Here is a 25,274-nt window from a genome sequence, read left to right on the forward strand (position 1 = left end):
CGCCCCGTCCGCGCGGTCGCCGATCGTGGCGTCGCGCTTCATCGACCCCGCCCCGCCCTATCCGCAGGCCCATGCCTCGACGCTGGTCGAGCTGCCCGACGCGACGCTGGCGGCGGCATGGTTCGGCGGATCGGGCGAGGGGCGGCCGGATGTCGCGATCTGGTTCGCGCGCGCCACGCGTACCGGCTGGGAACGCCCGGTCGCGGTGGCGCGCGACGCCCGCTATCCGACGTGGAACCCGGTGCTGTTCCAGCCGCCGGGCGGCGCGCTGCACCTGTTCTACAAGGTCGGGCCGAACCCGCGCGACTGGTGGGGGATGGTCGTCACCTCGACGGACGGCGGGCGGCACTGGAGCGCGCCGGTGCGGCTGCCCGACGGCGTGCTGGGCCCGATCAAGAACAAGCCGGTCGTGCTGCCGGACGGCGCGTGGCTCTCCCCGTCCAGCCGCGAGGTCGGCACGCCGGAGAAGAACCGCTGGTTCCTGCGCATGGAACGCTCCGACGATCGCGGCCGGACATGGACGGCGGGCGCGGAGATCGCCTCCCCGGTCGGGCTGGAGGCGATCCAGCCCAGCGTGCTGACGCTGGCGGACGGGACGCTGGAGCTGGTCGCGCGGACGCGTCAGGGGGTGCTCGCCACCAGCCGCTCGCGCGATGGCGGGCGCCGCTGGTCGCCGCTCGCCGCGCTGGACCTGCCCAATCCCAATGCCGGCACCGATGCGGTGACGCTGGCGGACGGGCGGCAGCTGCTGGTCTACAACCATGCCGCGCACGACTGGCGCACGCCGGGCGACGGTCCGCGCTGGCCGCTGAACGTCGCGCTGTCCGACGACGGCGTGCACTGGCGGCGCGTGCTGACGCTGGAAAGCCGGCCGCTGCCCGACGGCTATGCCTATCCGGCGGTGATCCAGACCCGCGACGGGCGGGTGCACATCAGCTACACCTGGAACCGCACGCGCATCCGCCACGTCGTGCTGAACCCGCGCGCATTGAGGTAATCATGGCCGAACGTTTCGAACGCCACCGTCAACCCTGGACCGCCGACGAGATCCAGAAGCTCCACACGCTGGCGAAAAAGGGCATGGCGCTGAAGGCGATCGCCAAGGCGCTGACCCGCAGCGAGGAATCGGTGAAGACCCGCGCGAAGGAAGACGGGCTGTCGATCGCGAAACTGCGGTAGGTCCGGCTCCATCCCGTTCGCCAGAAAAAGGGGGCGGCGAACCGGTCGGTTCGCCGCCCCACGTCAGTATCGCGTGCCGGATTAGAAGCGGATCGCCGCCGACACGAAGAAGTCGCGACCCAGCACGTCGAAGAACGCCGGCAGCGTGTTCGCCTGCGATGCCGAGCTTCCGAGCACCGGCGGCTTGCGGTCGAACAGGTTGTTCACGCCCAGCGACAGGGTCAGCGCCTCGGCGGGGGTGACGCTCGCCGTCAGGTCGAACAGGCTGTACGCGCCGATCCGCGGCACCGGCAGCAGCGCGCGATCGGTGCCGACACGGGTGGTGCCGTTGAACACGTTGCGGATGCGCGAGTCCTGCGTCGCGCCGTTGAAGCGCCAGCGCAGCGACAGCAGCCCCGGACCATCCATGACGTTCAGACGCGCGGTGTGCCGGTAGATCGGCTGCCCGAACGTCCCCTCGAAGATGAACTCACGCTCCGGAATGGCCGTGATCGGGGTGTTGCGGAACTTGTCGAGCCAGGTGCCGGCATAGTTGAAGGTGATCTTCGACGATCCGCCGGCGTTCAGCAGCGAGAAGTTGAGCGGCACCGAATAGTCGGCGATGATGTCGATGCCCGACGTCCGCAGCGTGCCGACGTTCGCGCTGGTGAACAGCGGGTTCAGACCACCCGCGGTTTCGCCCAGGGCACCGGTCGGGCCGCGTACCGCACGACCCGCAGTGTTGACGAACGGCTGGCAGATCGGATTGTTCACGTCCTGGATCGTGTTGTAGCACAGCGACAGCGCCTGCGCGATACCACCCGCCAGAATGCCGATCGTGTTCTCGACCTTGATGTTGAAGTAATCGACCGCGATGTTCAGGCGCGGGATGAACGTCGGCGAGAGCACGACACCGAAGCCGTAGGTGTCGGACGTTTCCTGCTCGACGTTCGGGTTACCGCCCTGCGCGACCTGGATCTGCGTATTCGGCTGTACCTGGCGCGTGAAGACGTTGCCCGCGGGAACGCCGCTGGCGACGCAGAGCGCGCGGACGGCCGCGGTCTGCGTGTTCGGGCTGCGATCCGAGCATGGATCGGTCGCGCCGGGGAAGTTCACCGAATTGCCCGCGAACAGGTCGTTCACGTTCGGCGCACGCACCGCGCGCGAGTAATTGCCGCGGAAGGCGATGTCCCGGATCGGGGCGAGCTGACCACCGACGGTATAGGTCCAGTTGCCGCCGACCGCCGCCAGCGAATATTTCGAATAACGCGCCGCGCCGTTCAGCTCCAGCCGATGGATGAAGCGGTCGCGCAGGATCGGCACGTTCAATTCGCCGAAGGCTTCCTTCACGTCATAGCTGCCGCGCGTCGGCTGCGACGCGTTGAAGCCGAGCACGTCGCCGGTCGCCAGGAAGGTGTCGGGGACGAACTGCGAGCTCATCCGGCGATATTCGCCACCGACCGAGAAGGCGACGTCCTCGCCACCCCCGCCGAGGTTGAACAGCGAACCGGACAGCGTCGCGATCGCATTCTGCAGCTCGGAGATCTCGAGGTTGGTCGATTGCACGCGGACGTAATTGACCGCCTGCTGCGAAGCCAGACCGCTGCCGAAGACGTTGATCGGGACGCAGCCCGCCGCCCGCGCCGTCGCGTCGCGGCAGCGCAGATCGGTGGTGCTGCCCGGCACGAACTCCGTGCTCAGCGCCGCCAGATAGCGGCTGCGCGACACGTTGCCCTGCTGGATGTTCGAGTTGCGCGTGCGCGCATAGCTGTAGAAGGCTTCGTAGTTCAGCTTCGGCGTGATGTCGCCGCGCAGGCCGGCCAGCACGCGGAACGCGGTCCGGTCGTTGGTCGAGTTGCGCGAGCCCGCCGACAGGAAGCGGTAGCTGAGCGAGGTGGTGGCATAACCGTCGCCGCGGTTCGCGACCGTCGTCTCGGCGGCGTCGTTGGCAAGCAGCAGCGCGCGCGTCTGGTCGTTGAAATACGGGCTGGCGATCTGGAGCTGCGCGGTGACGCCGGTCGGCGTCGGTGCGAGCTCGGTCGACACGCGGTTGTCGACGAAGCTCAGCTCGCTGAAGAAGGTGACGCCAGGCGTGACTTCATAATGACCATATGCACCCAGCAGGTAACGCTCCTGCGGCAGCTGCAGATAGTTGACCGGGCCGAAGTTGTAGAGATCGGCCGGATCCTGGAACACGCGCGAACCGCCGCCCGTGGGATTGAAGATATAGGTGTTGTTGCCCGAGGCGAAGGTGCCGATCGGGCCGGTCGCCGATCCCTGCGGCACGAAGCCGATCTGGCCGCCGCGCGCGGTGCAGGTGCCGGTCGCGATCCCCGACGGGAACGGCGTACCGATCATGGTTTCCGAATTGGTGCTGCCCGGAACGATACAGCCGTCGCCCGACGCGGTTGCCGAGAACCGACGCGCGCCCTGGAAGATCGGGTTGCGCTTCGTGTAATTGGCATACATCGTGACGTTGCCGTTGCCGTCGGGGGTGTTGGTGCCCACCGCGATATCGGCCGAGAAGCGGGCGCCATCGCCGCGCTCCGTCACGTTATAGACCGCCTGGCCCATCACGCCGCTCAGATCCTGGCGGAGGCGGAAGTTGACGACGCCGGCCACCGCGTCGGTGCCGTACACGGCCGAGGCACCGCCGGTCAGCGTTTCGACGGAATCGACCAGGAAGGCCGGGATCGTGTTGGTGTCGACGATCTGGGTGGTATCGTAGAACATCCAGCGGCGGCCGTTGACCAGCACCAGCGTGCGGGTGGTGCCCAGGCCGCGCAGGTCGAGCGTCGACGCGCCGGAGCCCGGGTTGTTCGAGAAGGCGGTGCCGCCGGCGCTGGGCAGGACCTGCGGCAGCTGGTTGACGACCGATTCCACGTTCACCGCGCCCGACAGCGTGAATTCCTCACGCGCGGTCACCGCAACCGGGCTCGACGAGGTCAGGTCCTGACGACGGATGCGCGAACCGGTAACCACGACGTCGCCCTCGCCCTCGGCGCTGTCGGCGGTCGCGACCTGCTCTGCCTGCAGGCCCTCCGGCGTTCCGACCTGCGCGAGCGCGGGAAAGGCCGTCACGGCGATGCCGGCGACCAGCGTCGAGCACAATAAACGAGACCTAAAATCCATCATGACCCCCGATTTGCATCATCGGCGCAGCCTTGCGCGGCCGTGCCGTTCACGGGCCACCTGTACGGCCCGTGAACGGCAGACTTGCAGAAGCGAAAGTGGCACACAACAAGGCGTCATGGAAACGCAAAACAATGGATGTAACATGTGTTTAAAAAGACACACTTCATCTGCCGGAAACATCGAGAAATAAAGGGGTGGGCAAGTGCAGGAGTGAATCATCGAGAAACGTCATAGTATATGACGTAATCTTTCCTGCGTGGTGTATTGCTTGCATACACCACCGTGTGACGCGCGTTCCCCGCTTCATTTTCAAAGCAGGTTGTTCCGTTCGCCAACCATGACGGATCGCGGAAGGAAGGAAAGATCCGGTGCGACATGCCTGCCGCGTAGTTTCGCGTGACGATCCGCACGAGGGGGATGCCGCCAATGTCTCATGCGGGAGAAAGCCGCAGGTTGACGCTCCCCAGCGACCTGAACGCCCATGCCCTGCCGGAATGCTGGTCGCCCTGATGGTACGACGCACGGTGCCTCGCGGCACCTATACTGGTCCGCCCCCTCCCATTCACCTGCGCGCTACCGGTATCGTACGTGCCGCGGGTGAGAAGACGCCGCCGATCGCACAGGAAAATCCCGTGACGATGGCCCTACCGCAAGACCGCATCCGATCGCCAAATTGCAAACACACGCCCAACGCACTAATATTCCACATACTGGACGTCATGTTTCATGAACATGAAACATTATTGCAATCATACTGTCTTGGCAATCTTTATACGGTGATAGCCCGAGGTTTGACTATTTGTGATTCCGCTTGGCACATGAACGAAATATAATTTCTCGCAACACAAGTGGTTCCGGATAGTTGCTGATTTATGTTGTGCCGTTCATGCAACTGTCATCTTCAAAAGGATCCGATTGACGGATTTGGGTGCCTGAATGCTTGCCACTGGCCCGTTCGGACGCCTTGAATGACCCCAATCGAAAAAAGGGGTTAGCTATCATGAAGTTGTCGCGTTACTTGTGCGCTACCGCGCTGATGGGGGCGATCGTCGTGCTGCCGGGCGTGGCCGGCGCGCAGACCGCCCAGGACGACACGCCGGTCCAGACCAACGCCGATGGCGGCGCGGAACAGGGCGGCGACGTGGTCGTCACCGGCTCGCGCATCCGTCGTCCGGATCTGGAATCGGCCTCGCCGGTCGCGGTGATCGGCCAGCAGCAGATCCAGTCGCAGGGCATCGTCAACACGCAGGACCTGCTGCAGAAGCTGCCGCAGGTCGGTATTCCGGGCCTCAGCCGCGCCAACAGCAACTTCCTGACCAGCGGCAACGGCATCGCGACGATCAACCTGCGCAACCTGGGCGACTCGCGCACGCTGGTGCTGGTCAACGGCCGCCGCTTCGTCCCCGGCGTCGCGGGCACGTCGATCGTCGACATCAACAACATCCCGGCCGACTTCATCGAGCGGTTCGAGGTCGTGACCGGCGGCGCGTCGGCGGTGTACGGGTCGGACGCGATCGCGGGCGTCGTCAATTACATCCTGCGCACCGACATCGACGGCATCATCGCCCGTGGCCAGTACGGCATCAGCGACCGCGGCGACAACGCCGTCTATAACGGCAGCCTGAGCGCGGGCACCAAGTTCGGCGCCGACGGGCGCGGCTCGGTGATCGCCAACATCACCTATTCCAAGGAAGAGGGCCTGCTGTCGCGCAACCGCGAGATCTCGTCGCAGGATTGCTCCAGCCTGGGCTGCGGCCCGCAATCGTACAGCAGCTATGCCGCGCAGGGCCGGTTCCAGTTGCGCAACGGCAACGCCGCGTCGGGCACCGCCGGCGGGTTCGCCAGCGACCTGTTCACCTTCAACCCGGACAACAGCCTGCAGCTCGGTTTCCCGACCGGCTATGGCTTCAATCGCAACGCGGTGCGCCGGATCACGACGCCGATCGAGCGGATCATCGGCTCGCTGAACGCGCAATATGAGGTCGCCGACAGCGCGACCCTGTTCCTGGAGAGCACCTACGCCAAGACGCGCTCCAGCTCGCAGATCGAGGCGCTCGCGCTGGATTCGATCAACGACGGCGTCGGCACCGGCTACAACATCGACAATCCGTTCCTGCCCGCCGCGATCCGGCAGCAGATCATCGCCCGCAACAGCGACGGCATCGCGTCGAACGACGTGACCTCGATCGCCTTCCGCCGGCGCCAGAACGAGGTGTTCAGCCGCAGCAACCGCAACGATCGCGACACCTTCCGCATCGCGGGCGGCGTGCGCGGCGACTTCTCGGACAAGTGGAACTACGAACTGAGCGCGGTCTATGGCCAGCTGCTCGACCGTACCAGCAGCCAGGACATCGACATCAGCCGCTACGGCCAGGCGGTGAACGCGATCCGCGACGCCAGCGGCAACATCGTGTGCGCCGATGCGGCGGCGCGCGCGGCGGGCTGCGTGCCGATCAACCTGTTCGGTTACGGCACCGCGACCCCGGAGGCGTCGGCCTATGTGCTGGCGGCCGAGCCGCGCGCGGTACGGATCCGCAACACGCAGTTCGTGGTCAACGGCAACGTCGGCGGATCGCTGTTCGCGCTGCCGTACGGTGACGTGCGCGCCTCGGTCGGCGGTGAATATCGCCGCGAGAAGAGCACCGAGGACTGGGATGCGCTGACCAACGCCGGCCTGAACTCCGGCAACCAGACCCCGGACACGATCGGCAGCTTCAACGTCAAGGAAGCGTTCGGCGAGCTCGACATCCCGCTTCTGAAGAACCTGCCGTTCGTGCAGTCGCTCAGCATCCAGGGCGCGGCGCGCTATTCGGATTACTCGACGATCGGGCACGTGTTCAGCTGGAACGCGGGCGGTGAATATTCGCCGTTCCGCGGCCTGCGCTTCCGCGGCCTGTATGCGGTGGCGAACCGCGCGCCGAACATCGGCGAGCTGTTCTCCTCGGCGTCCGAGACGTTCCCGTCGGTGCAGGATCCCTGCAACGGCGTGACCGCGACCTCGACCGGCACCTATGCGGCGGCCTGCCGCGCGATCCCGGCGATCGCCGCGGCGGTGCAGAACGGCGGCACGTTTAACTACACGCTGGCCGATATCCAGAGCATCAACGGCTTCAACGGCGGCAACCGCAACCTCAGCGAGGAAAAGGGCAAGACGCTGACGCTGGGCGCGGTGATCGCGCCGGACCAGGTCCGCGGGCTCAGCCTGACCATCGACTATTTCGACATCCGGCTGGAAAATGCGATCGGCATCGTGCCGCGCGCGACCTCGATCCAGCAGTGCCTGCTGACCGGCCAGTCGCAGTTCTGCAGCAACGTCATCCGCAACAACACCGGCCGCATCCAGACCGTCAACGCGCAGAACATCAACGTCGCGGCGACCAAGACGCGCGGCATCGACGTCAACTTCACCTATGGCCGCGCGCTGGGGCTGACGCAGGATGACCGTCTCGACCTGAACGTGCTGTACACCCACACGATCGGCTACGACACGCAGTCGGATCCGTCCGCGCCGCTCAACAGCGGCGTCGGCAACCTGGAGTTCGGGGGCGTCTTCCGCAACAAGGTCAACGCGACGCTGACCTATTCGACCGGGCCGGTCAGCCTGAACTGGACCGCGACCTATCTGAGCCCGATGGTCGACACGGTGCGCGACGAATTCGCCGAAACCGCCGACGCGCTGGGCCTGTCCGACGAGATCCGTCGCCACAACGAGATCACGTCGTACCTCTACAACGACGTGCAGGTCCGCTTCCGCGCCGGCGAGCGTTCGACGATGGACTTCTTCATCGGCGTCAACAACCTGTTCGACCGCAAGCCGCCGAAGCTGGAGGATACCGTGTTCTACGGCACGATCACCGGCACGACGACCGCGGCCGACATCTACGATCCGATCGGCCGCCGCTTCTACGCGGGCGCGCAGATCCGCTTCTAGTCGCGGGCGGTCCACGGACCGACGTACCGGACGGCCGCCCGATCGCTCGGGCGGCCGTTTTCGCAAACGACGATCAACCGGTGACGACAGCGGGGTGACACCCGCGCCATCCCATGCCAAAGCATTAAGCATGATCGAGCTTTCCCGCGAACTGGTCGCCTATGCGATCATCGGCGTGCTGGTGGCCGTGGCCGTGCCGACCACTATCGTCATCATGCGCCGGCGCCGGCGCCAGAAGCTTCGCCGTCGCGGGATCAAGACCTACGGACATTGATCGTCCGCGTCGTTCCCCCGCCCGCCCCGCCGGCTTCCGCATCCCCGCCATGGCGAAGCGCCGCCGCTACCTGACCGCCCGGCTGCCCGACGGCTATGTGAAGACGATCGGCCCGACCGCCTCGCCGTTCACGCATTACTGGCGGATCGTCGCGACGCTGGCGAACGGGAAGACCGAGGTGTTCTGGGGCCATACCGCGACGCTCGCCGAGGCGAAGCGCAAGCGCCTCGCCCTCGACGACGCCGCCCGCCAGCGCGGCTGGCGCGACCATCGCTTCGAGATCGTGGCACTGGAGGCCTCCGACACGCCGCCGGAATGAGGGCGGTCTGCGATGCCCCCCCGATATGGACGGCGGGTGACCGGCTCCCTGGGGAGCGGTGAGAGGATGGTCGAAAACGTACGCTAAGCGGTGATGCTTGCGCGCGATACAATCCGAGGTAGCCTAACGGGATGTCGCTTGCGCATCTCCGCACTGCCGCCATCTTCGCTTTGATGGCATTGCTTCCGAGCGGATGCGGGAACGCGGCGCCCGTTGACGGCCTCGCCGTTCGGGCGGTTGCAGCGGCAAAGTCGATGCCGGCGGGTCGGGAGCGCGACGTGACGCTGCGGGAGGTGTCGCGCAATCTGCGCCATGCCGATCGCGACCAGGCCATTGAGGCAGCCTCTGCCATGTCCGAGGATTACGAGCTGCGGACGTTCAGCCCCGGTCCGGACAAGCTGACCCGTCAGATTGTGGCTCAACAGGATGAGCAGCAAAGCGAGGACCGCGCTTGCGAGCGTTTCGTCGAACGGCTCAGCCCGGGCGGCGCGAGCGCCGCAGATGACCGGCGTATCCGCGACTGCTTCTCCATGGATGCTCCGCCCGGCATCGTTCCGCCACCCATCCCGCCCTTCCGGCTGATACTGTTGGCGGCAGACGCGCTGCCCGCCGGTCCGACAAAGGCGTCACTGCTTTACATGGCGACATGGGACCGAGTTCCTGATCGGCCTGCTGGTGGAGCGGCTGAGGCGGTGCGGCGCTTGCGGGCACTGATTCCGCTGCTCTCCGGCGAAACCCGCCGGGAGGCGATGACGTGGCTGGATACGACTTCGGTTGATCTGATCGAGGGTCGCCCCGATGATGCCGTAGAACGCATCCGGCGGAGTTTTGCGCGACGCCAAGCCACAGGTGATACGCCATCGCCCGAACCCGGGCAGCAGGCGCAGGGCCTGATCGCCGACTTTCTGCAAGCCCGTGACCTCGACCGTGCCCTGACGGTGACGAACCTGCTGCCTCCCTCGGACGACTGCGCTGCGGTGGACGACGGACCGACCGGTGTCCTGGAATGGGTACTGCCCTCGCAGGACAGCACCGTCGTGGCAGCCTATATGACGCGCTTGACCAGGTCGGGCACCCTTGCTCGCTTATGTCCGAAGGGATTGAGCAGCGAAATCGCCGCGGAAGCCTGGTTGAACGCCGGCAACGATGACAAGGCACTGGAGGCCGCAAGCCGGTCGGGCGATCCGCTGGTGCTGGGCAAGACACGTTTGGCGGTTATCCAGCGCCGTATGACGACAGGCGATGCCAGCGGTGCCGGATCATTGCTTCGCATGATGGCCGACGCACCGCCTCCGCTCGATCGGGGCGATCCGTTCGAGCGGGTCCGCGCGGCAAGGCAACGGATACAGCTCATCCATCTGCTGACAAAGGCCGGTAACATCGAGGACGCGGAGCGGCTCGCCTCCGCTTACGCCGGTCCCGGATGGCGGGCCTTTGCCTGGTCGGTGATCGTCGGAACGAAGGGGCGCGACCGCGCCGGTCCGAAATGGGCTGGTCCTTCGCTCGATCTTCAGGACGTCCCGGCGGACCACTGAACGACGCATCTGCGCTATGATTGAAATCCTTGCCGTTCCGCTTCGGCGATCAGTTGCCGTCCGCGTTCAGGGTCGCGTGCAATACCCCGGCCTTCGACCAGCATGTGACCGAGCCGATGCTTCGCCTCGGCGTTCCCCGGCCCGCCGTCCGTATTGGGGATCATCATGACCTGCCCCGCACCGCCGAGCCGGACGGGCGGAGAATAGATGCTGGTGAAAGTGGGGCGGTCCTGCGCCGCCTTTTCATAGAGTGCGGCGGCACGGCTATCGTCGCGCACCACGCCGCTACCCGTTTCCAGGGCGCGGGCGAGTTCGACCATCGCCGTCCGATCGCCCTGCTCGGCGCGGCATTGCAGGTGCGGCAACCGCACCGCTTCATCGGCATAGGTGTAGCGGATGCGGGTCACGCCCGCCGCGTCGGTGATCGGTACGGCACCGGTGCCGCGAAGGCCGACGCAACCCGGCGGAGAAGAGGGTGTGGCGCAGCCTGCGATGACCATCAGGAGAGGCAACACCAACCAGCACGCCCATGGTTCGGCACTTTTCCTCATCACGCTGACCGTGCCCTTCGCGCCAGCAGCTTCTCGCCATCAGGCCTGATCTCGCCCTTCGGTGTGACGTGCCGGTAGAGCGTCTGCCGCGTGATGCCGAGTTCGGCGCACAGCTCCGCGACCTTTGTCTCGGGTTTGCCCATCGCCGCCTGGGCGAGACGCAGCTTGGCGGGCGTCATCTTGAACGGGCGTCCGCCATGCCGCCCGCGCGCGCGGGCGGAGGCAAGACCGGCGCGGGTGCGCTCGACGATCAGCTCGCGCTCGAACTCGGCGAGGCCGGCGAAGATCGCGAACACGAGCCGGCCATTGGCGGTGGTGGTGTCGATCGACGCGCCTTCGCCCGCCAGCACTTTCAACCCGACGCCGCGCTTCGTCAGGTCCCCGACTAGGTTGACGAGGTGGCGCAGATCACGCCCGAGCCGGTCAAGCTTCCACACGACCAGCGTGTCACCACGCCGCAGCGCCTTGAGGCAGGCGTCGAGGCCAGGACGTGTGTCGCGCCGACCCGAAGCGGCATCATCGTAAATATGCTCAGGATCGACGCCGGCCGCGACCAGCGCGTCGCGCTGGAGGTCATGAACCTGGCTGCCGTCCGCTTTCGATACCCGTGCGTAGCCGATCTGGGTGGTCACATATACGTCCGTTCGCGTGACGGAGCGGGATCGCTCCTCCAACGATCCTTATTCTGTCACATAACCCGTCTTCTGGTCTATGCTCCATGAACAGGTTCGCTTTCCTGTTTCGTGACGAACAGGACACCGATGCCGACCAAGACCATCCTGTCGCCCGCGCAGCGTGCCGCAATCTTCGACCCGCCGGCCGATCGCGCGACGATCGAACGGCTCTCCACGCTCGGTCCCGACGATCTGGCACAGGTGGCGCGACGTCGGCGCGGGGCGAACCGGATCGGCTACGCGGTGCAGCTTTGCTACCTGCGGCATCCCGGCCGGGGGTTGCTGACAGGCGAGGCGGTGTCCGACGCCATGCTCGCGCTGCTCGCCGATCAGACCGGGGGCGCGGCCGACGACTTCACCGGCTATGCCACGCGCCCCACGACATTGCGCGAACACCGTGCCGAGATCGAAGCCCTGCTCGGTCTGCGCGCCTTCGTGCGGGCCGACGTGCGAGCGATGCTAGCGCTGGGATCGGAGATCGCCGCTTCGACCGATAGAGGCGAGACGATCGTCGCCGGGATGGTCGATCGGCTACGGGCAGACCGGATCGTACTGCCGGCGGCATCGACGCTGGAACGGCTTGCGCTCATCGTGCGGACACGGGCGCGCAAGGCGGCCCATTCCAACCTGATCCGCGACTGTTCGGCCGAACAGGAAGCCGCACTCGAACACCTGATCGCCTCCGAGGACGATGGGCGCACCCGGCTCGGATGGATACGCGAATGGCCCGAAGCACCATCGGCCGCGAACCTGAAGGGGAATCGTCGAACGGCTCGACGCGGTGCGCGGCATCGGGATCGCAGCCGACCGGGCACGGCGCATCCATGCCGCCCGCTATGCCGTCATCGCGCGGACCGCCGGCATCGTCACCGCCCAGCACCTGCAGCGTCTCGAACGTCCGCGCCGGGTCGCCATGCTCATCGCTTCCATGATCGAGATGGAAGCGGCGCTGACCGACGCCGCGCTGGTCATGGTGGAGAAGATGGTGGGCGCGCTGTTCCGCCGTGCCGACCGCACCCGCTCCGATCGGCTGCTCGGCCAGGCACGGATGCTGAAGGACACCGCACGCTTCCATGCCCGGCTCGGTCGCCTGCTGATCGAGGCCCGTGCGAGCGGGCGCGATGCCTTCCGCACAATCGACGCGAAGATGGGCTGGGATCAGCTCGAACGCAGCATCCGCTTCGCCGAGGATCTGACGCGCTCGGCCGATGATGGCCTAGAAGAAGTGGTCGAACGCTACCCTGCGGTGCGGCGGTTCGCCCCGACGTTTCTCGCCGCGTTCACCTTCCGCACCGCGCGGTCGGGCGATCCGCTGCTCGGCGCGATCGAGGTGCTGCGCACGATGTACCGCGATGGTCGCTCGATCCTGCCGAAGCGGGTGCCGACCAGCTTCATCAAGCCGCGCTGGCGCAAGGTGGTGCAGCCGGCGGAAGGAACGATCGACCGGCGCGCCTATGAGATCGCGGTGATCGTCCACCTTCGCGAGCGGCTCGGGTCGGGCAGTATCTGGGTGGACGGCAGTCGCGCCTATCGCACCCTCGGCGATTATCAGCTGCCCGTACCCGCCTTCGAGGCGATGCGCGCGACCGGCGATCTGCGCCTTGCCGTACCGACCGACTTTCCCGAATGGTACGAGGAACGCCGTATCCTGCTGACCCGGCGCATGACGGAGGTGGAACGCGCAGCCGCAGCGGGCGAGCTGGTCGACGTGACGATCGAACGCGAGCAGTTGCTCATATCGCCGATCCGGCGATCTCCGTCCGACGATGCCGATGCGCTGAAGACCCGGCTCTATGCGATGCTGCCGCGCGTCCGCATCACCGACCTGCTGGTCGAGGTCGCCGCATGGTCGGGTTTCGCCGACCGTTTCGTCCATGCGCGCAGCGGCGCCCCCGCCTCCGACCAGTCGGCGCTGATGGGTGCGATCCTCGCCGATGCGACCAATTTAGGGTTGGGCCGCATGGCGGAAAGCTCGCGCGGGCTGACGTTGCCGCGCCTGCGCTGGACCGCCGAATGGCATGTGCGTGATGAAACCTATCTGTCGGCGCAGGCGGCGATCGTCGACTGCCACACCGCGCATCCGCTCGCCCAGCTCTGGGGGCCGGGTGACACATCGTCGTCGGACGGCCAGTTCTTCCGCGCCGGTGGTCAGGGCGAAGCGCGCGCCGATCGCAACGCCCGCTATGGCACCGAACCTGGCGTGCTGTTCTACACCCACATCACCGATCGCTTCACGCCGTTCCATACCAAGGTCATCGCCGCCAATGCCGGCGAGGCGGCGCACGTCCTCGACGGTCTGCTCGACCATGAAAGCGAACTGGTCATCCGCGAACACGCGACCGATACCGCCGGCGCGGTCGATCACGTCTTCGGTCTGTGCCACCTGCTCGGCTTCCGCTTCGCACCGCGCATCCGCGACCTCAACGAGCGCCGGCTATACGGCCTGTCGCCGCTCGACCCGTGGCCGACGCTGCGCCCGCTCGTCGCCGGCCCGGTCAACGTGCGGGCGATCGAGGAGAACTGGGACGAAACCCTGCGCCTTGCCGCTTCGATCCGCGCCGGCACCGTCAGCGCTTCGGTCATGCTGCGCAAGCTGGCGGGTTTCCCGCGTCAAAATCCCGTCGCCCGCGCGCTGCGTGAAATCGGGCGGATCGAGCGCACCTTCGAAAACCAGCGCCATCGCGCCTCCGGCCTGACACTCGTCACCGCGGCCGTTACGCTGTGGAACACCGTCTACCTCGACCGCGCCGTCCGGCATCTACGCAGCAGCGGCGTCGACGTACCCGACGAACTGCTCGCCCATGTCGCGCCATTGGGGTGGGAGCATATCGGCCTCACCGGCGACTATCTCTGGGGCGACATCGACAAACCTCGCGAGCGGTTCAGACCGCTCCACCTCCACCAGCAAGGCCGGGAGGCTTAGCGTACGTTTTCGACCATCCTCTCACCGGTCCCCTATGTAAAGACGATCGGCCCGACCGCCTCGCCGTTCACGCATTACTGGCGGATCATCGCGACGCTGGCGAACGGGAAGACCGAGGTGTTCTGGGGCCATACCGCGACGCTCGCCGAGGCAAAGCGCAAGCGCCTCGCCCTCGACGACGCCGCCCGCCAGCGCGGCTGGCGCGACCATCGCTTCGAGATCGTGGCACTGGAGGCCTCCGACACGCCGCCGGAATGAGGGCGGTCTGCGATGCACCGCCCCGATATGGACGGCGGGTGACCGGCTCCCTGGTCTATATCTCCCCGAACAATTCGCGCTGGCTCTTGTCCAGCTCCTCGCCATAGCGCCGCCGGACGTGCGCCTCGGTCAACAGCCCGAGCACCGCGCCCTGCCCGTCCACCACCGCCAGTTCCTCGCGCTGCGCGGCGTCAAAACAGGCCATCACCGCGCGGATGTCCATGTCGGTGCGCAGCACCGTGGCCGGTCCGTGGATCAATGACGCGACCGGCGCGTCCGGCGCGATCGCGGGATCGTGGACCGCGACCGGATCGAGGATCCCGGCATAACGATCGTCGCCGGTGAGCGCGACGACCCGCTTGGTCGCGCCCAGCGGATAGCGGCGCCGGAACGCGCCCACCGTCATATCGACCGGCACGACATGCGGGTCGCGGCGCATCATCCGTCCGGCGGTCAGCGTGCGCATCCAGCCGATGTCGCGCGCGCTGCGGATCGTCTCGCCGCGCAGGTGCAGCCGCCAGGTCGAGAAGGAATAGCCGAAGAACTGCCGCACGATCGTCGATGACACCAGCGCGGCGGCGAGCACCGCGCCGGTCAGGCTGACATTGCCGGTCGCCTCCAGCACCAGCATCGTCATCGTGAACGGCGCGCCGATCACCGCGACCGCGAGCGCCGCCATCCCGACCATCGCCGCATTGCCGACGTCGAGCACCGGCCCGCCCGCCAGCACGGCCAGCACGCCCGCGAACAGATGCCCCAGCAGCGTGCCGAGGAACAGCGAGGCGAAGAACAGCCCGCCGCGAAACCCGAAGCCCAGCGAGACGATCGACGCCAGCGCCTTGACCGCCAGCACGATCAGGATGAACCCCAGCGGCGCGGCGTCGACGATGTCGAGGTGCAGCGCGCCATGCCCCGCCGACAGCGCCTGCGGCGACACCGTCGCCAGCCCGGCCAGCAGCATGCCGCCCGCGACCGGGCGCGCCCATCCCGGCAGCCGCGCGCGCGTCCGCGCCTCGACCAGGCCGACCGCGCGCATGATCGCGATGCCGGTCAACGCGCACAGCACGCCGAGCAGCGCATAGACCATATAGCCGCCGGTGGTGATCGCCGGGCCGGGTACGACATCGACGATATAGGGCACCGCGCCCAGCAGGTGCGCGGTCTGCGCCCCCGCCAGCGCGGCGGCGACGACCGGCGCGATCGTCGCGGGCGTATAGGCGCCGATCACCACCTCCACCGCATAGAAGGCGCCGGCCAGCGGCGCGCCGAACGCCGCCGCGATCGCCGCCCCGGTTCCGGCCCCGACCAGCGTGCGCACGTCGACGCGGCGCAGCGCCAGCCCGCGCCCCAGCAGCGAGGCGATCAGCCCGCCGAGCTGCGCATAGGCCGCCTCCAGCCCGACCGACGCGCCGACGCCGTTGGACAGGATCGTCTGGCCGGACACGATCGCGCTGTCGCGAACCGACAGCCGCCCGCCGTGCAGCGCATTGGCCTCGACCGTATCGACCAGCGGGCGGCCGCGCGCGCCGACCAGCCGGTTGAACGCCACCAGCGCCAGCCCCCCGGCCGGCAGCACCAGCCACGGCCGCCAGCCCAGCCACGCCGCGCCGCTCAACCGCATGTCGTCCGACAGGCCGTAGAGCGCGTGCTGCACCCCGCGCGCCAGCAGGTTCTGCGTCACGGTCAGCAGCGCCGCGCCGACCCCGACGAGGATCGCGACCAGCACGAACAGCAATTCGACCGCGCGGACCTGCCGACCCAGCCAGCGGAACCACGCCGGCGCGCGCTGCACCGCGCGCGGGATCATGCGGGGAAAGGAGCGGCGGACATGGCCCCGCTCTGCCGCGGCGTGCTGCACTTGTCACGCGCCGCACCGCAATGCGATGACGGGCGATAACGATAATCGGAGAGACGGCCCATGACCGGCGTGGCGACGATACCCCTCAAACCGCAGACCCCGCGCGAATGGCTGATCTGGGGTGCGATCACCGTGCTGGGGGCGGGCGCGCTGGGCGTCGTCGCGCTCCACCGCGGCGAGCCGGTCAATGCGCTGTGGATCGTCACCGCCGCCTTGTGCACCTATCTGGTCGCCTATCGCTTCTACGGGCTGTTCATCGCCACGCGCGTGGCGCGGGTCGATCCGGTGCGCGCGACCCCGGCGGTGCGGTGCGCGGACGGGCTGGATTTCGTGCCGACCGACCGCAACGTGCTGTTCGGGCACCATTTCGCGGCGATCGCGGGCGCGGGGCCGCTGGTCGGCCCGGTGCTGGCGGCGCAGATGGGCTATCTGCCCGGCACGCTCTGGCTGCTGGTCGGCGTGGTGTTCGCGGGGGCGGTGCAGGACTTCCTGATCCTGTTCTTCTCCACGCGCCGCGACGCGCGCTCGCTGGGCGACATGATCCGCACCGAAATGGGGCGGGTGCCCGGTACGATCGCGCTCATCGGCGTGCTGGCGATCATGGTCATCCTGCTCGCGGTGCTGGCATTGGTCGTCGTGAAGGCGCTGGCCGACAGTCCGTGGGGCACGTTCACGGTGGCCGCGACGATCCCGATCGCGCTGTTCATGGGGCTGTACGGGCGGTTCGTGCGCCCCGGGCGGATCGCGGAAATGTCGATCATCGGCTTCGTGCTGTTGATGGCGGCGATCATGGGCGGGCAGCAGGTCGCGGCCTCCCCCGCCCTCGCGCCGCTGTTCACGCTGACCGGGCCGACGCTGGCGCTGGCGTTGATGGCCTATGGCTTCATCGCCTCGGTGGTGCCGGTGTGGCTGTTGCTCGCGCCGCGCGATTACCTGTCGACCTTCCTGAAGATCGGGGTGATCGCCGGCCTCGCGCTCGGCATCCTGATCGTCCGCCCGGCGCTGCACATGCCGGCGGTCACGCGCTTCGTCGACGGCACCGGCCCGGCGTTCGCGGGGGCGCTGTTCCCGTTCCTGTTCATCACCATTGCGTGCGGCGCGGTGTCCGGCTTCCACGCGCTGATCTCCAGCGGCACCACGCCGAAGATGATCGCGACCGAGGGCGACCTGCGCTTCATCGGTTACGGCGCGATGCTGACCGAGAGCTTCGTGGCGATCATGGCGCTGATCGCGGCCTGCGTGCTCGACCCGGCGGTCTATTTCGCGATGAACGCGCCCGCCGCCTTGATCGGCACCGATGTCGCCAGCGCGGCGAAGGCGATCGGCGACTGGGGCTTCGCGATCCAGCCGGAGGCGCTCAGCCAAATCGCGCGCGACGTCGGCGAGGGCACGATCCTGTCCCGCGCGGGCGGCGCGCCGACGCTGGCGGTCGGCATGGCGCATATCCTGAGCCGCGTCGTCGGCGGACAGGCGCTGATGGCCTTCTGGTACCATTTCGCGATCCTGTTCGAGGCGCTGTTCATCCTGACCACGGTCGATGCCGGCACCCGCGTCGCGCGCTTCATGATCCAGGACCTGCTGGGCAGCGCGATCCCGGCGATGCGCGCGACCGAGAAGCTGGCGCCGAACCTGATCGCCACCGCGCTGGCGGTCGGCGCCTGGGGCTGGTTCCTGTATCAGGGCGTCACCGATCCGCTGGGCGGGATCAACACGCTCTGGCCGCTGTTCGGCATCTCCAACCAGATGCTGGCGGCGATCGCGCTGACGCTGGCGACCGTCATCCTGTTCCGGATGAAGCGGCAGCGTTATGCCTGGGTGACGATCGCGCCGACGCTCTGGCTGCTGATCTGCACGCTGACCGCCGGGTGGCAGAAGCTGTTCCACGCCGACCCGCGCATCGGATTCCTCGCGCACGCCGACAAGTTCGCGCAGGCGATGGCGCGCGGCGAGCTTCTCGCCCCTGCCAAGACGCCCGCCGACATGACGCGGATCGTGTTCAACGACCGGGTGGACGCGGCGGTGTGCGCGTTCTTCGTCGTGCTGGTGCTGGCGATCGTCGGCTATGGCATCGCGGTGGCCCGCACCGCGCTGGCCAGCGAGCGGCCGACCGCCCAGGAGATCGGGGGCCGGGAGATCGGGGAGGCCGGCGATGTCGTGGTGGCGTAAGGCGGCGCAGACCGCGCGGCTGATGGTCGGCGTCCCGGATTACGACGCCTATGTCGCACACCGTGCCGCGCACCACGCCGGCGAACCGGTACTGAGCCGTGCGGCCTTCCACCGCGACCGGATCGAACGCCGCTACGGCGTCGGCAAGGGATCGCCGCCGCGCTGCTGCTGACCGCGCCTGCCGGCAATACACCGAATACCGATATCACCTGCACTGCCATTAACCGCCGATCGCTCAATGACCGTCCGATGCCGCGCCCCGGAAGCCCCACAGGCTCCGGCCGAGGTCGAGTTCGTCGCGCCGCGCCTTGGCGACCATGCCCGCGAAATAGGCGCCCGCGCTCTGCCGGATATCGCCGCGCGCCTGCCGCTCGGCGGTGATGAACATCGCGACCGCCGCATCGTCGCGGCCCAGCCGGTCGACCGCATCGACCCAGCTACCCGTCCGTATCCCCAGGTCGTGCCGTAACCGCGCCGCGGCGGCGTGGAGGTCCGGCCAGCCGGGCTGGCGCGCGGTGACGTACATCGCCGCGGCCGGAAACAGCGCGACAAGATCCGCCGGCCGGGCCTTGAACACGCTGCCCGACGGCGAGGCCGGGCATGTCGCCCGATCGGGCACGTCCCGCTGCCGGGTCGAACTACCATCCCGATCGCCTTCTTTACGATCAAAGGGACAAGGGTTGGTTTGTATATGTATGTCGGGTGCGGATTTTGACCCCGAGCCGTCATTATCCTCATGAAACATATAATGGTCGATCGTCGCGCCGATCCGCTGTTCCAGCGACGACAGCGCATCGAGCGCCGCCTGATAGGCGCTGCTGTCGCGCGCCTGCCGGGCGGCACCGGCCCGTGCCGCGATATCGTCGATCGTCTCCTGCAATGCCATCCAGTGCGCGCCGGTCAGCCGCATGTCGGCGGCCTGCGCCAGCACCTGCCCCACCAGCCGCCGCCCGCGCGCGATCGCCAGCCGCCCTTCCCTGAACAGCCGCGACTGCGCGGTCTGCGCCTCGGCCAGCGCATGAAGTTCGGCGAAGCGGATCCGCAGCGGTGACAGGTCGATGCCATAGCCGCTGGTGATGACGCCGCTCGCATCGCGTCGCCCGGTGCGCCGGCCATGCGCGCTGTCATGCGCGGCGACCAGTCCCAGCGCGCGCAACTGACGCAGCCGCGCCTTGATCGCGCTTTCGGTGACGCCGGCGAGTTCGGCGAGCGTGTAGTTGCTGGGCCACGCCAGCGGGCGGCGATCGCCCTTCCAGTCGTCGGGGCGGGTGAAGCCGATCAGATGCTTGAGCGTCTCCAGCGCCGGCGTGCCGAGCCGCAGCGCGACCCTGGCGCCCTCCAGCACCGGATACAGCCGGTTGCGCTCGACATCGCCGGCATCCGGCGCGCGCGCCTCCAGATCGCGCACGATCCGGCGCGACCAGGCGGTGATCGGCCGCGCCCCCGTGGCCCCGGTAAAGGCCGTCTGGGTACAGATCATCGTTCGTCCCCTCGTCCAAGGGGCCGTCAGCAGGCAAAACAATGACGTGGCGCGAAGCGCGCTCCCTTGAACCGCAGTTCGGAAACCGTTAGGTGGAGGGCTGTCTGTAGGGCCTGTCAGCGTTTGGCGACGCTGCCACTCAACAATTTCTCGGGTGCCCGGTCTTCGTGCCGGGCATTCGTTTATGTGCTCACAGCCATTTCCCCTTTCGGCGGCGCACCCGCGCAACCACCGCATCCCGACCTATCTGTCGGACGACCCCGATGTAGGAAAGCGCGAATATTCGTGCTTTCGGGCGGAAAACGCCACGAATGCTCGTGCTTTCGGGCGGGAAAGCACGGCGGGTCGTCGCCCCGCGACCGGCATGGCGGCGCCCGTCGTTCGTGCTTTCGGGCGGAAAACCCGGCATTGGCACCGTCCGCGCAGACGAAGAGCGGGCCGAAAAGACCCCGCGTCGGCGCGAATCGCGCGCGATCCGGGGGGGCGGCAGGCAAATCGGCCGATCGCCACGGCGCGACGCCGCATCGTGCTATCGCGCGGAAAACGAACCGGGCGGTTCGTGCTTTCGGGCGGAAAAGCCCCCTGCCCGCGCGGCGCCCCCGCAACACCAATGTCGCGGGCGCGTCCGCCGTCATGGGCCAGCCACGCGAAGGATCGGGTTCACGCGCCGTGGCGAGCGGCGGGATGCCGCGCGGCTCAGGCGTCGTCGGGCGGCGCGTCGGGGGCGGGCGGGCCGACGAAGCGCAGCCCCGCGTCATGCGTGATCGTCACCATCGTCGTCAGCCGCGGTCGCCCGCCGTTCGGCCCCGGCTCCTTGCGATCGTTCAGCGCCAGCCAATATTCGGGGATCGACTGGGTGCGCACCACCTCGCGCAAGGTACGCCGGAAATTCTCGACCGAGCGCGGCTCCAGCGAGCACCCCACCCGCCCCGCCAGCTCCACCGCGTCGATCTCGAAGCGCGCGCCGTCGACGCAGTTGAACTTCGCCAGTTCGTAGAGCCGCCGCTCGATCGGCCCCAGCTTGAAGAAATCATCGTGATAGGCCGCGATCCGGCGGTCGGTGAGGATCGCGCGGTGCAGCCAGTCGCAGAGCATCACCTCGACATGCTTCACCCGCCGCTCGCCGCTGGGCAGCTTGGTATATTTGATGTCGGCCTTCAGCAGCCACGAGAAGGCGCTGTCCGACCCCTCCCCGCCCGTCTCGATATTGGTGATGATCTGCGTGCCCTGCAGCCGCGCCAGCGACGCCTTGAGCGCGCTGTACGACCGCGCCGAGGCGTTGGTGCCGGTCATCCGGAACAGGTCGTTGGCGGTGAAGCTGAGCGTCCGGTCGACCGTCTCGCCCGCCTCCAGCCGCCCGACCATGATGCTGGCGATATAGAGCAGGATCTCCTTGTCGTAGATCGTCGCCACCCCGGTCTTGCTGGGGTTGATCTCGATCCGCGCGCTCTCGCTCTCGAAGGTCATCGGCTCCATCTGCGCGCGCTTGGTGAGCGCGAAGAACGGAAATTCCGCGACCGTCCGCTCGCCCTGGATATCGCCGAGCAACGGGCTGTCGAGCCGGAACAGGTCGCCCTGCGGAGGAACGACCTTTGTCATGGACGGGAAGTCAGGCGCGGCGTTCGTGCTTTCGGGCGGAAAAGCCCGTCGAGCCGGCCGGGGACGAACCGTGTCGCGGCAAAAGGGATCGTGGGGCACGCCGTCGGCATCCGGCGGATTTACCGGCGCGGGCGACGGCGGTCAAACGCAGGCTCGGCGAACCGGGCAGAATACCGGCACCTCCTGCATCAGCCACATCAGCGATAGCGCTTTTGCAGGTGTAGGCCGATCGTGCCGACCAAGAGACATGACGTCGACCACACCAGCCCCGCGCCGTGCGAATGAACCGTGCCACGGCGGGCCCATGCTGCGCCGCCCAGGCGAGGGCAACGCCACCCCGACCTGGTGCTTCCTCGCAGCCATGCGTCGTCCCTTCCTTGAGCCAGACCGCCGTGGTCGATTAACCACTCGGAAGGGGGCGACAGGCCGATACGACGACAGGCCGATACGACGACAGGCCGCCTATTGGGCGGTATAGCCGCCATCGACAGAGAGGGTCGTTCCCGTCATCCACACCGATGCGTCGCCGAGCAGGAACAATGCCGCATTGGCGATGTCGTCCGGCCTTCCGAAGCCAAGCAGATGGCGACGTTCGTAATCACCGATCGCAGCGTCGCCGAGCGTCTTCGCCAGTCGGGCATGCATCTCGGTTTCGACGGCGCCCGCCGCGATGCTGTTGACGCGGATCCGCCGCGGGGCCAGTTCGCAGGCGAGGCTGCGGACCATTCCGTCGACCGCGGCCTTTGCCGCCGAATAGCCGACCATACCCGCCGTCCCGCGCAGCCCGGCGACCGAAGACATGAAGACCAGCGAGGCGCCGTCGTTCATCACCCCGCGCGATGCGGCAGCGCGCGCGATCCCCAGCGAACCGTACAGCGCCGCGTCGAACAGCTTCGCGGCATGGTCGTTCTTGAACATCCGCATCGGCCGGACCAGTTCGGTCCCCGCCGCATGGAAAATGCCGTCGAACGACCCGCGGTCGCCCGCCACCGTCTTGATCAGGTCGGCCGTCGTCTCAAGATCGGCGAGGGCGGCCGGAACCATGCCATGACCGGTCCCCGCAAGCGCCGTCCGAGTGTCTTCCAGCCGCCCTTCGTCGCGCCCGACCAGCGACACCCGGGCCCCCGCACCGGCAAGGGCGATGGCCACCGCCCGGCCGAGCCCCGATGAGGCGCCGGTCACCAGGAGATGGCGGCCGGCGAGTAGATCCTTTGCATAAATGGCCATCGCTCAGTCTCTCCGGTCGGAGCCGCCGGGCGATTGCCAAGGCGACGAAAGGCTTCCTATAGCGCCGCCCTGTAATGGGGGACGATGCGATGGAAAAGGGGCGGACGGTCATCGTCGGCGCAGGCGGCTTCGGTCGCGAATTGATCACCTGGGCGGGCGATGCCCATCTGGCCGGGCGACTGCCGCCGCTCGCCGGACTGATCGACGATGCGCCGGGCGCGCTCGACGGCTTCGATTATCCCGTCGGGATCATCGGTAGCATCGCCGACTTCGCGCCGCAGCCGGACGACCGCCTGCTGATGGCGATCGGCACCCCCCGGGTGAAGGCGGCTGTGGCCGGCTTGCTGGGCGACCGCGGCGGGCGTTTCGCGACGATGATCCATCCGACGGCGGTCATCGCCGGATCGGCCCGGATCGGCGAGGGCACGATCCTGTGCCCGCTGTCGCTGGTGTCCGCCGACGCCGCCGTCGGACGGCTGGTCAGCGTCAACGCCCTGTCGAGCATCGGCCACGACGTCCGCGTCGGTGACCGCTCGACGCTGAGCGCCCATGTCGACCTGACCGGCGGGGTATCGCTGGCCGAGGACGTCATGGTCGGGACCGGCGCGAAGCTGCTGCCGCGGGTGAAGGTGGGGGCGGGAGCCACGATCGGCGCCGGATCGGTGGTCTATCGCACGGTCGGGCCGGGTCGATCGGTCTATGCCGCGCCAGCGCGGACGCTACGTGCCGCTCAGCCGGACAGCGCCGCCCGGTAGCTTTCCCGGAAATGGAGAAGCTTTTCCTCCGACGCCGCCCAGAAACGCGGGGGATCCATCGACCACGTGTCGGCGGGCACCCGCTTGCAGATGGCATGATCCTCGTCGAACACCGCGCGGTTCATCGCCGCCGATGACGCCATGAGCGGCGCGACGAGATCCGGCTTGGTCGCCGGCTTCAGCCGTCCCGCGAACAACCGGCTGGTGAAATGACTGCGCCCGGCCGCCGACGCCGGCAGGAAATGCTGCACCGACTGCGAAAAGCCGAACGTCGACGAGATCATCGTGAAGGGAAAGAGATACAGGCTCTCATAGCCCTCGAACTGGTGCGGCAGGTCGAACAGCCGCGTCAACGACCGCATCCGCTTCACCATCCGCTCGTCGCCCAGCGGCGCCGACCAGACCGAATTGCGGCCGTAATAGCGGTTCTTGCCGGGCTGCAGCTTCAGCGTGGCCAGCGTGTCGGGATGGATCGGTCCGACATGATAGGGCTCCAGCGCGTTTTCCAACGCGATCCGCCAGTCCGCCTCGTACAGATAGCGGTTGAAGTCCCAGCGTGCGGCGATCCCCCGGGACATCGCCGCCAGCATCGGCGCCAGCCCGGCAAGCTGATCCTCCAGCGCCTGTACCGGCGCCTCGGCGACGAAGGCGAAATCACCGATCCATTCCAGCCGCAACGTGTTCAGCGCGACCTGGTCGACCGGGCAATGCGCCAGTGATGCCTTGTCGGCGACGAACACCCGCCCCTTGGCATAGGACCAGCCGTGATAGCGACACAGGAACCGCTCCCGCCCGGCATCACCGTCGAAGATCCGCGCGCCGCGATGCGGGCACCGATTATCGAAGGCGATGACCGACGCACCGTCGTGATGCAGGACCACCTCGCGGCCGAGAATGTCGAAGCGCACGAAATCGCGCGGCTCCGCCAGCTCACTGCGATGTGCGAGCAGGTGCCAGTTGTCTGCCCAGAGCCGGGCGGACGCTTGATCCGGATCGCCGATCGTCATGGCCTTATCGATACTCGATCGTCTCGGCGCACGCGAGGGGCCCGACCGTGACGTCCACCGATCCCCAGGAGAAACCGACCCCGAACCCGAACAGCGCCAGCCGCATCGCCCCGGTTCGCAGCCGCTCGCCCAGATCGTCGGTCATCAGCAGCGGGATGGTCGCGCTGCTGGTATTGCCATAGCGATCGATGTTGATCGGAACCCGGTCCACCGGCAGCTTGGACTTCTTGGCCAGATGGCGCAGCATGAAGGCGTTGGCCTGGTGAAACAGGAAGGCGTCGAACCCGTCAGCCCCGCCTCCCCGTTCGAGGGTTTCGGCGACCAGCGGCGGCACCGTCGCCAGCGTGAAGTTGAAGATCGCGCCCCCATCCATGTAGAGCGCGTCCGCCTTCGGACCGGCGGCGTCGGGGGCGCGATCTTCAAC

At 67.7% G+C, this 25,274-nt stretch carries 19 protein-coding genes and 1 pseudogene; 11 read left to right on the forward strand and 9 right to left on the reverse strand.

Features of this window, described 5'->3' with window-relative positions; all coding sequences use genetic code 11:
- Together NS334_RS09460 and NS334_RS09465 are read left to right on the forward strand one after the other, a co-directional pair.
- Positions 1–997 (forward strand): sialidase family protein (locus tag NS334_RS09460; RefSeq protein ID WP_058755730.1); only part of this gene is annotated, 997 nt, incomplete at its 5' end.
- Between the two features lie 2 nt (positions 998–999).
- On the forward strand, positions 1,000–1,179 hold the full coding sequence (locus tag NS334_RS09465) for a hypothetical protein (RefSeq protein WP_058755731.1): 180 nt from the start codon (positions 1,000–1,002) through the stop codon (positions 1,177–1,179).
- Between the two features lie 81 nt (positions 1,180–1,260).
- Here the strand turns inward: NS334_RS09465 and NS334_RS09470 are convergent, their stop codons facing one another.
- A complete protein-coding gene (locus NS334_RS09470; RefSeq protein WP_193753047.1) occupies positions 1,261–4,239 on the reverse strand; it encodes a TonB-dependent receptor domain-containing protein in 2,979 nt (992 codons plus the stop codon).
- A 1,054-nt stretch (positions 4,240–5,293) separates the two neighbouring features.
- On the opposite strand from NS334_RS09470, the gene NS334_RS09475 reads away from it, so the two are divergent.
- The 4 genes from NS334_RS09475 to NS334_RS09485 all read left to right on the forward strand — a co-directional run bounded on the left by NS334_RS09475 (position 5,294) and on the right by NS334_RS09485 (position 10,352).
- Positions 5,294–8,224: a TonB-dependent receptor domain-containing protein gene (locus NS334_RS09475; RefSeq protein WP_083500373.1), complete on the forward strand. Its 2,931-nt coding sequence runs from the start codon at positions 5,294–5,296 to the stop codon at positions 8,222–8,224.
- A gap of 130 nt (positions 8,225–8,354) precedes the next feature.
- Positions 8,355–8,498 (forward strand): hypothetical protein, encoded by a 144-nt coding sequence (locus NS334_RS18625; RefSeq protein ID WP_193753048.1) that lies wholly within the window; start codon positions 8,355–8,357, stop codon positions 8,496–8,498.
- Between the two features lie 49 nt (positions 8,499–8,547).
- Entirely contained in the window at positions 8,548–8,817 is a 270-nt protein-coding gene (locus NS334_RS09480) for a hypothetical protein (RefSeq protein ID WP_058755734.1), read from the forward strand.
- Positions 8,818–8,990: 173 nt separating this feature from the next.
- Entirely contained in the window at positions 8,991–10,352 is a 1,362-nt protein-coding gene (locus NS334_RS09485; RefSeq protein WP_193753049.1) for a hypothetical protein, read from the forward strand.
- Positions 10,353–10,366: 14 nt separating this feature from the next.
- On the opposite strand, the gene NS334_RS09490 is transcribed toward NS334_RS09485, so the two are convergent.
- Together NS334_RS09490 and NS334_RS09495 are read right to left on the reverse strand one after the other, a co-directional pair.
- Positions 10,367–10,759: a tetratricopeptide repeat protein gene (locus NS334_RS09490; protein WP_058755736.1), complete on the reverse strand. Its 393-nt coding sequence runs from the start codon at positions 10,757–10,759 to the stop codon at positions 10,367–10,369.
- Positions 10,760–10,902: 143 nt separating this feature from the next.
- Entirely contained in the window at positions 10,903–11,535 is a 633-nt protein-coding gene (locus NS334_RS09495) for a recombinase family protein (RefSeq protein ID WP_083500375.1), read from the reverse strand.
- Positions 11,536–11,664: 129 nt separating this feature from the next.
- On the opposite strand from NS334_RS09495, the pseudogene NS334_RS09500 reads away from it, so the two are divergent.
- Positions 11,665–14,500: pseudogene (locus NS334_RS09500) on the forward strand (Tn3 family transposase).
- Between the two features lie 15 nt (positions 14,501–14,515).
- Positions 14,516–14,758 (forward strand): hypothetical protein, encoded by a 243-nt coding sequence (locus NS334_RS09505; protein WP_058755737.1) that lies wholly within the window; start codon positions 14,516–14,518, stop codon positions 14,756–14,758.
- A 55-nt stretch (positions 14,759–14,813) separates the two neighbouring features.
- On the opposite strand, the gene NS334_RS09510 is transcribed toward NS334_RS09505, so the two are convergent.
- Positions 14,814–16,565 carry a chloride channel protein gene (locus NS334_RS09510; RefSeq protein WP_058755738.1) on the reverse strand — a complete coding sequence of 584 codons (1,752 nt, stop codon included), beginning with the start codon at positions 16,563–16,565 and terminating at the stop codon, positions 14,814–14,816.
- Between the two features lie 129 nt (positions 16,566–16,694).
- On the opposite strand from NS334_RS09510, the gene NS334_RS09515 reads away from it, so the two are divergent.
- Both NS334_RS09515 and NS334_RS09520 read left to right on the forward strand, forming a co-directional pair.
- Positions 16,695–18,782 (forward strand): carbon starvation CstA family protein, encoded by a 2,088-nt coding sequence (locus tag NS334_RS09515; protein ID WP_241491887.1) that lies wholly within the window; start codon positions 16,695–16,697, stop codon positions 18,780–18,782.
- Positions 18,766–18,954, forward strand: a complete 189-nt coding sequence (locus tag NS334_RS09520; RefSeq protein ID WP_058755740.1) for a YbdD/YjiX family protein — start codon at positions 18,766–18,768, stop codon at positions 18,952–18,954. Before NS334_RS09515 ends, NS334_RS09520 begins: the two co-directional genes overlap by 17 nt.
- Before the next feature lie 63 nt (positions 18,955–19,017).
- On the opposite strand, the gene repC is transcribed toward NS334_RS09520, so the two are convergent.
- From repC to NS334_RS09535, 3 genes are all read right to left on the reverse strand, one after another.
- Positions 19,018–20,262, reverse strand: coding sequence for a plasmid replication protein RepC (repC, locus tag NS334_RS09525; protein ID WP_058755741.1), 1,245 nt, complete (start codon positions 20,260–20,262; stop codon positions 19,018–19,020).
- Between the two features lie 696 nt (positions 20,263–20,958).
- A complete protein-coding gene (locus NS334_RS09530) occupies positions 20,959–21,861 on the reverse strand; it encodes a replication initiator protein A (RefSeq protein ID WP_083500377.1) in 903 nt (300 codons plus the stop codon).
- 462 nt (positions 21,862–22,323) lie between these two features.
- The gene (locus NS334_RS09535; protein ID WP_058755742.1) at positions 22,324–23,088 is read right to left on the reverse strand and encodes an SDR family NAD(P)-dependent oxidoreductase; all 765 of its coding nucleotides are present in this window, start codon (positions 23,086–23,088) and stop codon (positions 22,324–22,326) included.
- An 89-nt stretch (positions 23,089–23,177) separates the two neighbouring features.
- On the opposite strand from NS334_RS09535, the gene NS334_RS09540 reads away from it, so the two are divergent.
- Positions 23,178–23,843, forward strand: coding sequence for a NeuD/PglB/VioB family sugar acetyltransferase (locus NS334_RS09540; RefSeq protein WP_058755745.1), 666 nt, complete (start codon positions 23,178–23,180; stop codon positions 23,841–23,843).
- Here the strand turns inward: NS334_RS09540 and NS334_RS09545 are convergent.
- Positions 23,819–24,850: an aromatic ring-hydroxylating oxygenase subunit alpha gene (locus NS334_RS09545; protein ID WP_058755743.1), complete on the reverse strand. Its 1,032-nt coding sequence runs from the start codon at positions 24,848–24,850 to the stop codon at positions 23,819–23,821. The two genes, NS334_RS09540 and NS334_RS09545, sit on opposite strands and share 25 nt — an antisense overlap.
- 4 nt (positions 24,851–24,854) lie before the next feature.
- Positions 24,855–25,274, reverse strand: a 420-nt coding sequence (locus NS334_RS09550) for a 3-oxoacyl-[acyl-carrier-protein] synthase III C-terminal domain-containing protein (protein ID WP_275044682.1), incomplete at its 5' end; no start/stop codon positions are given.

Origin of the sequence: Sphingomonas endophytica, assembly GCF_001476895.1 — a bacterium.
Classification (GTDB): Bacteria; Pseudomonadota; Alphaproteobacteria; order Sphingomonadales; family Sphingomonadaceae; genus Sphingomonas; species Sphingomonas endophytica_A.